Source organism: Streptomyces sp. NPDC034043 (assembly GCF_055575675.1).
In genome coordinates, this window is sequence record NZ_JBVISF010000009.1 from 48,751 (window position 1) to 60,349 (window position 11,599).

Consider the following 11,599-nt stretch of genomic DNA (forward strand, 5'->3'; position numbering starts at 1 on the left):
AAGGTGTGCCGGGCCGTTCCGTTGTCCGCGTACGGGTCAACGGGGCCCGCGCAGGCGGCGCCACGGGGTGAAGGTGAAGACCGCGCCGCCGAGGAGGATCACGGTGCCGGCGACCAGGGCCAGCGCCTTGACGCCGCCCTCGTCACCGGCGCCGGTCTCGGCGAGGCCGCCCGAGGCGGCCGAGGAGCCGCCGGTGGTGGAGCCGCCGGTGGTGGAGCCGCCGGTGGTGGAGCCGGAGCCGCCCGGCTGGGCGGTGGTGTCCAGCTCCAGGGAGACCCCGCTGCTGGCCGCCTTGCAGGGCACGTTGATCGGGGTCGAGCCCGGGGCCATCGTGACGTCGATCGTCAGCTGGTCGGGGCTCAGCGTCACCTTGCCCGTCTTGCCGGGCTTGTAGGTGCCGGTCATGTCGCTGAGGCTGACCGGGGCCTTGTCGGGGATCGGCTCGGCGTTCGCCGGGCCGGTGACCTTGACCGTGCCGCTGTCGGCGCCGCCCAGCTTGATGTCCATCGAGGGCTTGAGGGCCCCGGCGGGCAGGGCCATGGGCGCGGCCATGGCTCCCTTGGCGGTCTTGACCGTGAGGTCGTAGGCGCCGCCCGCGTTCTTCCTGGCGTTGACGGTGACCGGGGTCTTGATGCCGCCGGGGACGACCGCGCCGCAGTCGTAGGCCACCTCGACGGGCTTGCCGGGGAAGTCGGTCTGGCCGCCGCCCCCTCCGGTGGTGCCGCCCGTGGTGGTGGAGCCGCCCGTGGTGGTGGACCCGCCGGAGGTGGTGGACCCGCCGGAGGTGGCGCCCGTCGTCGTGCCACCGCTCGTCGTGCCGCCGCTGCCGCCGCCGCCCGACACGTCGATCGTCGCCCCGCCCTTCACCTCGCCCACCGGGGAGCACTTGGTGACGAAGGTGCCGAAGGAGAAGGTGACCGCGACCTCGTACTTGCCCGGGGTGACGGTGATCTTCCCGGCCTTGGTCAGCTTCAGCTTGCCCTTCATGGTGGACATCACCATGGGGGCCTTCTTCGGGATCTCCGGGTTCTTCTTCTCCCCGACGACCTTGACCTCCCCTCCCCCGCCGCCGACGGTGAGCCAGCCGGTGGGCTGCACCGAGTCCTTCGGGATCACCATCAGGTCGGTGTTGTTCGAGGCGGGCTTCACCGTCTCCCACGACACGTCGACCTCGTCGCCGACCTTGGCCGTGGCCGGGGCGGTGATCCTGGCGGTGGTCTCGCCCTCCACCGGATCGCCGCCGCCGGCCGGCGGTACGCACTTGACCTTGAACGTGGCCTCGGCGGCCTGGGCGGGGGAAGCCGCCACGGCGATACCCGCGCCGCCGAGCAGCAGCGCGGCCACGGCCGCGCTCGCCCTCCGTTGGGTCTTCACGATGGTCCCTTCGTCGTCGGACTGTGATCGGACGGTGCGGACGTCTGTGGGGGCCGTGCGTCCCGCGGCTCCGGGGTGAACCACGGCAGGACCGCCGTCGGGGCGTCGGGCGCCCGTACGGCGGGGACCTCCGGCGGGCGCGCGGTCGCCTCCGGGCCCGGGGAGGCCGCGTCGGGGGCCTTCCGGGCGCCCCGGTGGCGGCCGGGGGCCCCGGGGCGGGGGCGGACCCGGTCGACGACGGCCATGCCGAGGCGGAAGAGCGCCGTCGGGATCACCACCAGGAGCAGGCCCCAGAACAGCAGCACCCCGTACGGGCGGTCCACGCCCCAGGGCTGTGTGGCCAGGACCGTGTCCCCGTACTTGAGGGAGACGGTGTAGTCGCCGTGGGCGCCCGCCGGCAGGGCCACGTCCAGCGCGACCTCCGCCTTGCCGCCCGGCGGGATCGTCCCCTTCCAGCGGGCCTCCTCCCACACCGGGGCGAAGACCCCGTGCGCGGTGCCGAGCTGGAAGACGGGGTCCTTGACCGGGGCCGCGCCGAGGTTGCCGACGGTGGCGGTGAACGTGCGGCCGGGCGGGGCGCCGAACCAGGTCAGCACCCCGTCCCCGCCCTTGAGCCGGACCCCCGTCAGCAGCGCCAGCCGGGCGGTGCCGGACTCGGCGGGCAGGTCAGCCACCGGATGGCCGGTGATCCTGATCGGCACCGCCACCGTGGACCGGTCCCCGTTGACGGAGGTCACGTGGACCACGCAGGGGCAGGGCTTGGGCGGTTCCGCGACGGGCAGCCGGGCGGTGAAGCGGCCGTCGTCGGTGACGGAGACGGCCGCTCCTTCGGCGTTGGCGCAGCTGTTGGATCCGCCGATCATGTTCTGGCCGCAGACCAGCAGCATGACGAGGGTCTTCGCCCGCCAGCCGGTGCCGGTGACCGTGATCTCGGTCCCCTTGGCCGCCTCCTGGAGGGAGAGCGCCGCGGTGGGTTCCGCCTCGTCGGCGGCGGCGGGGGCGGCGGCCGGGAGCAGCGGGAGCAGCGCCAGGGCGAGGGCCGCCAGGGCCGCGCCGAGGGGGGTCGCGGGCTTCGCGCCGGCCGTGCGGCTCACCTGGGGGCTCCCGTCAGCTCGTGCTCGTGCTCGTGCTCGTGCTCCCGCTCGTGTTCCGGGCCGCGGACCCGCGGGCGCCCGGGCGGCCCGTACGGTTCCGCGCGCCGCGAGCGCCGGGCGCGCAGGGCGCGTACGAGGAGCAGCGCGGCCAGTACGGTCCCGCCGGCGGTGAGCAGGGCTCCGGCGGCCAGGGTGGCCCTGCCGCCGGGCGCCAGCCACGCCGGGGCGGTGGCGGTGGCCGGTGCCGCTCCGGGGGCGGTGACGGTGAGGGTGAGGGCGACCCGGTCGAGGGCGGGCGCGGCGGGCCAGGGTTCGCTCAGCCGGGCCCGCCGGCCGGGCGGCAGCTCGACGGGCAGGGTGCGGGCGGGCCGGGCGGGGATCTCGCGGAGGGTGCCCTCGGCGCTCAGGGCGAGCTCGGGGGCGAGGGCGACGTTGCCCCGGTTGACCAGGGTGTAGTCGATGACGGTGGCCGCGCCGTGGCCGCGTACGGAGACGTCCTCGACGGTGAGCGCGGCCACCGCCGGGCCGCCGACCCGCAGGTGGACCCGTACCCCGGTCTCGCGGCCGGCCTCCGAGGCGACGACGGCGAGGGGGTGGTCGCCGGGCGGGGCGGCGGGCGGCACGGTGACGGTGAAGGGGACCACCGCGCGGGTGCGGGGCGGGAGTTTCACCGTGGTGGCGCCGCCGAAGCTGATCCAGGAGCCCGCGCCGGACCCGGGGCCCGCCGGGCGGGCTCCGGACCCGGGCGCGGCGGGGCGCACGGCGAGGGCTCCGTCGGGGGTGTGGTGGGCGTCGGCCCCGCGCAGGGTGACGGTGTGCTCGCGGGCGCCGGGGTTGTCGAGGGCGAGGCGGTCTTCCAGGACGGTCCCGGCGGGGCCCGTGAGGTAGAAGGACGGGCGCGCGGGGCCGGGGCGGGCGGTGGCCGGTCCGGCGGTCCAGCCGGGCTCATCGGCGGCCGCGGCCGGGGTCCCGTACAGGGTTGCGGTCCCGTACAGGGTGGCGGCGGCGAGCAGTGCGGCGCCGGGCCGCTTGAGGACGTGGAGCACGGGCGGGCGCTCCGTTCAGGACCTGGTCCGCTGGGGCCGGCGGCCGCGCCGGGTCAGCCAGAGCACCCCGGCGGCGCCGGAGAGCAGCACGGTGGCACCGAGGGTGCCGAGGGCGAGCGCGGAGTCGGCGGGGCCGGTCTGCGGCAGGGTGGGCTCGCCGCCCGGACCGCCGGTCTGCGGGGCGCCGCCGCCGGCCGCCGTGACGTCCAGCTCCAGGGACGGCCGGGGGCTGTTGCCCGGGGTGCAGGTGGTGGTGGTGCCCATGGCCTTGATCGTGAGGACGCCCGCGGTGAAGGTGACCTTGCCGCTCTTCTTCGGGGTGTAGGTGCCCGAGAGGTCGGTGATCTTGATGGGGGTGTTGGCGGGGGCGGCCTCGGGGTTGGGCGGTCCGGAGACCGGTACGGAGGCTTTCTCCGCGCCGTCGGCCATGATCACGGCGCTGGGGTTCATCGCGCCCTTGCCGAGCTCGATGGGGCTGGAGGAGACGCCCTTCTGGAAGGACATCGTCAGCTTGTAGCCGTCGCCCTCCTTGACGGCCTTGATGTCGATGGGCGAGACCGCCGACTTGTCGCCGATCGGGGTCTGGCAGTCGTACTGGACGTCGACCACGTCGGCGTGGGCCGCGGGGGCGGCGAGCAGGACCGCGGATCCGGCGAGCGCGGACGCCAGCGCGAGTGCGGTGGAACGTTTCCGGTCGGACACCTTCGTCTTCCCCTCGGCCACAACTTACTGACGGCACATCAGATCGGTGGCACAAGGTACGCCCGGGACCTCGCGGAGGGAAGACAAAGGGCGGCCGGCGCTTCGGGCGGTGCGCGGGCGGGCGGGCGCCGCCGCCGGTCAGGCGGCGCGCACCCCCCGCTGCCAGACGGCGGAGACGAGCGGGACGCCCGGCCGGTAGGCGAGGTGGACGTGGCTCGGGGCGTCGAGCAGGGCCAGGTCCGCGCGGGCGCCGGGCGCCAGACGGCCGATGTCGCCCCGGCGCAGGGCGCGGGCCCCGCCGGCGGTGGCGGCCCACAGCGCCTCGTCGGGGGTCATGCCCATGTCCCGGACGGCGAGGGCGATGCAGAACGGCATGGAACTCGTGTACGAGGACCCGGGGTTGCAGTCGGTCGACAGGGCCACGGTGGCGCCCGCGTCGAGCAGCCGGCGGGCGTCGGGCCACTGGGCGCGCGTGGAGAACTCGGCGCCGGGCAGCAGGGTCGCCACGGTGACGCCGGCCGCCTGGGCGAGGGCGTCCACGTCGGCGTCGGTGAGGTGGGTGCAGTGGTCGGCGGAGGCGGCTTGGAGCTCGACGGCGAGCTGTACGCCGGGGCCGTGGGAGAGCTGGTTGGCGTGGACGCGCGGAATCAGCCCGGCGGCGGCGCCGGCGGTGAGGACGGCGCGGGCCTGCTCGCCGTCGAAGGCGCCCTTCTCGCAGAAGACGTCCACCCAGCGGGCGTGCGGGGCGCAGGCCTCCAGCATCTCGCCGGTGACGAGGTCGACGTAGCCCGCCGGGTCGTCGGCGTAGTCGGGGGAGACGATGTGCGCGCCGAGGTAGGTGACCTCCTCGGTGTGCGCGGAGGCGATGCGCAGGGCGCGGGCCTCGTCGGCGACGGTGAGGCCGTAGCCGGACTTGGTCTCGAAGGTGGTGGTGCCCTGGCGGCGGGCTTCGTGGAGGTGGCGCAGCAGGTTGGCCTCCAGCTCCGCGTCGGTGGCGGCGCGGGTGGCGGCGACGGTGGTGCGGATGCCGCCGGCCGAGTAGGCGCGGCCGGACATCCGGGCGTTGAACTCGGCGGTGCGGTCCCCCGCGAAGACGAGGTGGCTGTGGGAGTCGACGAAGCCGGGGATGACGGCGCGGCCCTTCGCGTCGAAGGACGCGTCGGCGGCGGGGGCGTCGGCGGCGGGGCCGGTCCAGGCGACGGTGTCGCCGTCCATGACGAGGGCGGCGTTCTCGATCAGGCCGAGGGGGCCGCCGTCGCCCTGGGCGGGGTCGTTGGTGACGAGGCTGCCGATGTTGGTGATGACGGTGGTGCTCATGGGTTCCTCTCGGGAGGTTCCGGTCCCGGCGGCGTCAGCCGCGGACGGCCGCGATCGATGCGGCGAGGGCGGCGGCGACGTCCCCGACCAGCGTGTGGGCGCCGTCGCGGACCACGTGCCGGCCCCCGACCACCGTGTGGCGGACATCGGCGGCCGAGGCGGCGAAGACGGCCGTCTCCGCGCCGAGGCGCGGCAGCGGGCCGGCGGTGCGTACGGAGTCCAGCGCGACGGTGGTGAAGTCCGCCAGGGCGCCAGCCTCCAGGCGGCCGGCGTCCGGCAGGCCCAGCGCGGCGTGCCCGTCGGCGGTGGCGGCCGTCAGCAGGGCGTTCGCGGTCCAGTGCCCCCGCGTCCGGCTGCGCAGCCGCTCGTTCAGCTCCATCGCCCGCGCCTCCTCCAGCAGGTCGATCACGGCGTGGCTGTCGCTGCCGAGCGACAGCGGGCTGCCGGCCCGCTGGAGCCGGCCGGCCGGGCCGATGCCGTCGGCGAGGTCGCGTTCGGTGGTGGGGCACATGCAGGTGCCGGTGGAGGTCCCGCCGAGCAGGGCGATGTCCCCGTCCGTCAAGTGCGTGTTGTGGACGCCGGTGGTGCGCGGGCCGAGCACCCCGTGGTCGGCGAGCAGCTCCGTGGGCGTACGGCCGTGGGCGGCCTGGCAGGCGTCGTTCTCGGCGGTCTGCTCGGACAGGTGGACGTGCAGGGGTGCCCGCCGCTCCCGCGCCCAGTCGGCGACCGTGGCGAGCCGGCCGGCGGGTACGGCGCGCACGGAGTGGATCGCCGCGCCGATCAGCGCGTGCTCCCGGGGCTTGAGCGCGGACACCCGCTCCGCCCAGGCGTCGGCGGTGCCGTCGGAGAACCGCAGCTGGTGCGCGTTCGGCGCCTCCCCGAAGCCCGAGGACAGGTACGCGGTGTCGAGGAGGGTGATGCGGATGCCCGCCGCGGCCGCGGCTTCGATCAGGGCCTCGCCCATGGCGTTCGGGTCGGCGTAGGGGGTGCCGCCGGGCGCGTGGTGGACGTAGTGGAACTCGCCGACGTTGGTGATGCCGGCCAGGGCCATCTCGGCGTACACGGCGCGGGCGAGGTCGAAGTAGCTGTCCGGGGTGAGGTTCTGGGCGACCTTGTACATGACGTCGCGCCAGGTCCAGAAGGTGCCCGAGCCGACCTGCACGACCGAGCGCAGGGCCCGGTGGAAGGCGTGGCTGTGGGCGTTGGCCAGGCCGGGCAGGGTCAGGCCGCGCAGCGCCTCCGCGCCGGGGGGCGGGGTGGCGGTCCCGGTGCGCAGGGCGGCGATCCGCCCGTCCGCCGACACGTCGAGGGCCACGCCCGGCTCGACGGCGTCGCCGAGCCAGGCGTGTTCCAGCCAGTACGTCTTCAGCGGCATGCCAGGCCTTCCAGTACGTCGGCGAGGGCGAGGACACCGGCCACGCAGTCGTCCTCGGCCGCGAACTCCCTCGGGGAGTGGGAGACGCCGGTGGGGTTGCGTACGAACAGCATGGCGGTCGGGGCCGATCCGGAGAGGATTCCGGCGTCGTGTCCCGCGCCCGTGCCGAGGACCGGGACGGACCCGCCCAGGATCCGGTTGAGCTCGTCGCGCAGGGCGTGCTCGAACTCGACGACCGGGGTGAAGGACTCCCGTACGACGGTCAGGTCGATGCCGTCGCGGTCGGCGTGCTCGCGGGCCGCCTTCTCGACGGCCGTGACGACCGTGTCGAGGGTGGCCTGGTCGGCGGCGCGGGAGTCGAGCCAGCCCCGGACGAGGGAGGGGATGGCGTTGACGCCGTTCGGCTCGACGGAGATCTTGCCGAAGGTGGCGACGGCGCCGGCGAGGGCCGCTTCCTGACGGGCGGCGAGGACGGTCTGCGCGTACGCGAGCATCGGGTCGCGGCGGTCCACGAGGCGGGTGGTGCCCGCGTGGTTGGCCTCGCCGTGGAAGTCGAACCGCCAGCGGCCGTGCGGCCAGATCGCGGAGGCGATGCCGACGCGGTCGCCGGACAGGTCGAGGGCGCGGCCCTGTTCGACGTGCAGCTCGACGAAGGCGCCGATGCGGGCGAGGCGTTCGGGGTCCGGGCCGATGGTCTGCGGGTCGTACCCGGCGGCCTCCATGGCCCGCGGGAGGCTGACGCCGTCGGCGTCGCGCAGTTCGTACGCCTTCTCCCTGGTCAGCTGTCCGGCGGCGAGCCGGGAGCCGACGCAGGCCAGCCCGAAGCGGGCGCCCTCCTCGTCACCGAAGTTGGTGATGGCCAGCGGCCGGGTGAGGGCGGCGCCGCGGGCGCGGAGCTCGTCGAGGGCGGCGAAGGAGGACACCACTCCGAGGGGGCCGTCGAAGGCCCCGCCGTCGGGGACGGAGTCCAGGTGGGAGCCGGTGACCACGGCGTCCCCGGCGAGGGGGTCGCCGAGCCAGGCCCACTGGTTGCCGTTGCGGTCCACCTCGTACGTCAGCCCGCGGGCCTCCGCCTGCGCCCGGAACCAGGCCCGGCAGTCGGCGTCGGCGCCGGTCCAGGCGTAGCGGCGGTAGCCGCCGCTGCCGCTGTCGCGGCCGATCGGGGCGAGGTCGGCCCACATGGTGTGGAAGGAGGACACCGCCCCCGGCCGGGCGGCGGCCGGGGACGGGTCGTGGGGCGAGGTCACGCGGGGTCACCCTCGCGCATCGGGACGCGGACGCCGCGCTCGTCGGCGACCGTCTCGGCGATGTCGTAACCGGCGTCGACGTGGCGGATGACGCCCATGCCGGGGTCGTTGGTGAGGACGCGGCGGATCTTCTCGCCGGCCAGCGGGGTGCCGTCGGCGACGGTGACCTGGCCGGCGTGGATGGAGCGGCCCATGCCGACCCCGCCGCCGTGGTGGATGGACACCCAGGAGGCGCCGGAGGCCACGTTGACCATGGCGTTGAGCAGCGGCCAGTCGGCGATCGCGTCGGAGCCGTCGAGCATGGCCTCGGTCTCGCGGTAGGGGGAGGCCACGGAGCCGCAGTCGAGGTGGTCGCGGCCGATGGCCAGCGGGGCGGCCAGCTCGCCGCTCGCGACCATGTCGTTGAAGCGCTCGCCGGCCCGGTCGCGCTCGCCGTAGCCGAGCCAGCAGATGCGGGCGGGCAGGCCCTGGAAGTGCACGCGCTCGCCGGCCATCTTGATCCAGCGGTGCAGGGACTCGTTCTCGGGGAAGAGCTCCAGCATCGCCTTGTCGGTCTTGGCGATGTCCGAGGCCTCGCCGGACAGGGCGGCCCAGCGGAAGGGGCCCTTGCCCTCGCAGAACAGCGGGCGGATGTAGGCGGGGACGAAGCCGGGGAAGGCGAAGGCGCGGTCGTAGCCGGCCAGCTGGGCCTCGCCGCGGATCGAGTTGCCGTAGTCGAAGACCTCGGCGCCGGCGTCCATGAAGCCGACCATGGCCTCGACGTGCCTGGCCATGGACTCGCGGGCGCGGGTGGTGAAGCCCGCCGGGTCCTTGGCCGCGTAGTCGGCCATGTCGTCGAAGTCGACGCCGACGGGCAGGTAGGAGAGCGGGTCGTGGGCGCTCGTCTGGTCGGTGACGATGTCGATCGGCGCGCCCTCGGCCAGCATCTGCGGGAGCAGTTCGGCGGCGTTGCCGAGGAGGCCGATGGAGAGCGGCCTGCGGGCGTCGCGGGCCTCGGTGGCGAGCCGGAGGGCGTGGGCGAGGCCGTCGGCCTTCACGTCGAGGTAGCGGTGCTCGATGCGGCGCTCGATGGCGCGCGGGTCGACGTCGACGCAGATGGCGACGCCGTCGTTCATCGTCACGGCGAGCGGCTGGGCGCCGCCCATGCCGCCGAGGCCGGCGGTGAGGGTGATGGTGCCGGCCAGGGTGCCGCCGAACTTCTTGGCGGCCACGGCCGCGAAGGTCTCGTACGTGCCCTGGAGGATGCCCTGGGTGCCGATGTAGATCCAGGAGCCGGCCGTCATCTGGCCGTACATGGTCAGGCCCAGGTGCTCCAGCCGGCGGAACTCCTCCCAGTTGGCCCAGTCGCCGACCAGGTTGGAGTTGGCGAGCAGGACGCGCGGCGCCCACTCGTGGGTCTGCATCACGCCGACCGGGCGGCCGGACTGGACGAGCATGGTCTCGTCCTGCTTGAGGGTGCGCAGGGTGCGGACCATCGCGTCGAAGGAGCGCCAGTCGCGGGCGGCCTTGCCGGTGCCGCCGTAGACGACGAGCTTGTCGGGGTGCTCCGCGACCTCGGGGTCGAGGTTGTTCTGCAGCATCCGGAGGGCGGCCTCCTGCTGCCATCCCAGGGTGCTGAGCTCGGTGCCTCGCGCGGCCCGTACGGGGCGGGGTCCTGACATGGCTGGGTGCCTCCTCCGGTGTTGGTCAATCCATTCACATCCTCGCGGTATGAATAGTTCCAGTCAACAGCTGCGGGCGGGTCGGCCTGATGATGGGATGGCGGACATGGCCGCCGAGACGCACACGCAGGGCACCGCCGAGCGCCGTGACCGGGCCGTACGGGCCGCCGTGCAGCAGGGACTGCTGGAGCGCGAGCCCGTGGTCTGCCTGCTGGACGTGGCCGGCATCCGCGCCTCCGCCGCCGCTCTGGCCGGCGCGTTCGGGGCCGCCCTGCCACCGGGCACGCCCGTCCTGCACACCTTCGCGGTGAAGGCCGCCCCGCTGGTCCCCGTCCTGCGGCTGCTCGCGGAGGCCGGGATCGGCTGCGAGGCGGCCAGCCCCGGCGAGCTCGCCCTGGCCCGGGCCGCCGGGGTCCCGGCGGAGCGGACGGTGCTGGACTCCCCCGCGAAGACGGTGGAGGAGCTGCGCGCGGCGCTGGCCCTGGGGGTCGCCGTCAACGCCGACAACCGGCAGGAGCTGGAGCGCCTCGACGCCCTCGTGGCGGCGGCCCCCACCCGCTCCCCCGTCGGGCTGCGGATCAACCCCCAGACCGGCGCCGGGGCCATCGACGCCCTGTCCACGGCCACCGCCACCTCCAAGTTCGGCTTCCCGCTGCGCGATCCGGGGGCGCGCGAGGCGCTCGTACGGGCCTTCGCGGAACGGCCGTGGCTGACCCGGCTGCACACCCACTCGGGCTCGCAGGGCGTGCCGCTGCCGCTGATCGCGCAGGGGGTGCGGGAGCTGCACGCGCTGGCCGAGGAGATCAACGCGGCCGCCGGGGAGCGGCGGGTCGACACCCTCGACATCGGCGGCGGGCTGCCGGTGAACTTCGCCTCGGACGAGCACACCCCGGGCTGGGAGGCGTACGCGGCGGCCCTGCGCGAGGGCGTGCCGGGGCTCTTCGACGGCTCGTACGGGCTGGTCACCGAGTTCGGGCGGTCGCTGCTGGCCAAGCACGGGCTGGTGCTGGCCCGGGTCGAGTACACGAAGGAGGCGGGCGGCCGCCGCATCGCCCTGACCCACGCGGGCGTCCAGCTGGCCACCCGCACCGTGTACGCGCCGGCGGCCTGGCCGCTGCGGATCCTGGCGTACGACGCCGGGGGCGCCGCCAGGAACGGCACTCCGGTGGCGCAGGACATCGCGGGCCCGGCCTGCTTCGCGGGGGACCTGCTGGCCACCGCCCGGGAGCTGCCGGAACTCTCCCCGGGCGACGTGATCGCCGTCCCGGACACCGGCGCGTACTTCTTCACCGCCCACTACGGCTACAACAGCCTCCCCCGCCCGGCGGTCCACGGCTTCACGGCCGGCCCCGCCCCGCAGGACCCCGTCCGCTTCACCCTGGCCCGCCCGGCGCAGTCCGTGGCGGAGATCGTCGCCGAGGCGGGCGGCGCCTACCGGGACGCGCTGCTGTAGGGACGGGGCGGCAGGCGCTGGGGGCGGGGCCAGACGGCGCGGCCGGGGGCAGGTGCCGGGGCCGGAGCCGGAGGGACGCCCAGGGCGTGGCCGAAGGAGCGGGCCCCGAGGCGGCCGCGGGGCCAGACGGCGCGGCCGGGCCACGGGGGCACCCGCCGCGGCCGGGCCACGGGGGCACCCGCCGGGGCCGGGCCGCAGGGGCATGCGCCGGGGCCGGAAGCCGCACGCAGGGCCGGGGCTGGGGCTGGGCCCGAAGCCGGGCCGGGGCCGGGCCGCAGGGGCGGGCGCCGGGGCCGGGCCGCGGGGGCGGGCGCCTGGGCGGAGCCACGG

The 11,599-nt window shown here is 75.7% G+C and carries 9 protein-coding genes; 1 reads left to right on the top strand and 8 read right to left on the bottom strand.

Features of this window, described 5'->3' with window-relative positions:
* Positions 1–36: 36 nt before the first annotated feature.
* The 8 genes from ACZ51S_RS21845 to hutU all read right to left on the bottom strand — a co-directional run bounded on the left by ACZ51S_RS21845 (position 37) and on the right by hutU (position 9,816).
* Entirely contained in the window at positions 37–1,374 is a 1,338-nt protein-coding gene (locus tag ACZ51S_RS21845; RefSeq protein WP_468961738.1) for a hypothetical protein, read from the bottom strand.
* Positions 1,371–2,468, bottom strand: coding sequence for a neocarzinostatin apoprotein domain-containing protein (locus ACZ51S_RS21850; protein ID WP_468961740.1), 1,098 nt, complete (start codon positions 2,466–2,468; stop codon positions 1,371–1,373). The genes ACZ51S_RS21845 and ACZ51S_RS21850 overlap by 4 nt, the downstream gene beginning before the upstream one ends.
* Positions 2,465–3,514, bottom strand: a complete 1,050-nt coding sequence (locus ACZ51S_RS21855) for a COG1470 family protein (RefSeq protein WP_468961742.1) — start codon at positions 3,512–3,514, stop codon at positions 2,465–2,467. The genes ACZ51S_RS21850 and ACZ51S_RS21855 overlap by 4 nt, the downstream gene beginning before the upstream one ends.
* 15 nt (positions 3,515–3,529) lie before the next feature.
* The gene (locus tag ACZ51S_RS21860; RefSeq protein WP_468478818.1) at positions 3,530–4,216 is read right to left on the bottom strand and encodes an LPXTG cell wall anchor domain-containing protein; all 687 of its coding nucleotides are present in this window, start codon (positions 4,214–4,216) and stop codon (positions 3,530–3,532) included.
* Between the two features lie 138 nt (positions 4,217–4,354).
* Complete coding sequence (gene hutI / locus ACZ51S_RS21865; protein ID WP_468478817.1) at positions 4,355–5,533, bottom strand: imidazolonepropionase; 1,179 nt, start codon at positions 5,531–5,533, stop codon at positions 4,355–4,357.
* 34 nt (positions 5,534–5,567) lie between these two features.
* Positions 5,568–6,908: a formimidoylglutamate deiminase gene (locus ACZ51S_RS21870; RefSeq protein WP_468478816.1), complete on the bottom strand. Its 1,341-nt coding sequence runs from the start codon at positions 6,906–6,908 to the stop codon at positions 5,568–5,570.
* Positions 6,899–8,089 carry an allantoate amidohydrolase gene (locus ACZ51S_RS21875; RefSeq protein ID WP_468478824.1) on the bottom strand — a complete coding sequence of 397 codons (1,191 nt, stop codon included), beginning with the start codon at positions 8,087–8,089 and terminating at the stop codon, positions 6,899–6,901. The genes ACZ51S_RS21870 and ACZ51S_RS21875 overlap by 10 nt, the downstream gene beginning before the upstream one ends.
* A gap of 62 nt (positions 8,090–8,151) precedes the next feature.
* A complete protein-coding gene (gene hutU / locus ACZ51S_RS21880; RefSeq protein WP_468478815.1) occupies positions 8,152–9,816 on the bottom strand; it encodes a urocanate hydratase in 1,665 nt (554 codons plus the stop codon).
* Between the two features lie 106 nt (positions 9,817–9,922).
* Here hutU and ACZ51S_RS21885 point away from each other — a divergent pair, with 106 nt between their 5' ends.
* Complete coding sequence (locus ACZ51S_RS21885) at positions 9,923–11,269, top strand: type III PLP-dependent enzyme domain-containing protein (protein WP_468478814.1); 1,347 nt, start codon at positions 9,923–9,925, stop codon at positions 11,267–11,269.
* The last annotated feature ends 330 nt before the right edge of the window (positions 11,270–11,599 follow it).

Coding starts and splice junctions, on each gene's coding strand:
- hutI (WP_468478817.1), bottom strand. CDS start 5,533: ATGAGCACCACCGTCATCACCAACATCGGCAGCCTCGTCACCAACGAC.
- ACZ51S_RS21870 (WP_468478816.1), bottom strand. CDS start 6,908: ATGCCGCTGAAGACGTACTGGCTGGAACACGCCTGGCTCGGCGACGCC.
- ACZ51S_RS21875 (WP_468478824.1), bottom strand. CDS start 8,089: ATGTGGGCCGACCTCGCCCCGATCGGCCGCGACAGCGGCAGCGGCGGC.
- hutU (WP_468478815.1), bottom strand. CDS start 9,816: ATGTCAGGACCCCGCCCCGTACGGGCCGCGCGAGGCACCGAGCTCAGC.
- ACZ51S_RS21885 (WP_468478814.1), top strand. CDS start 9,923: ATGGCCGCCGAGACGCACACGCAGGGCACCGCCGAGCGCCGTGACCGG.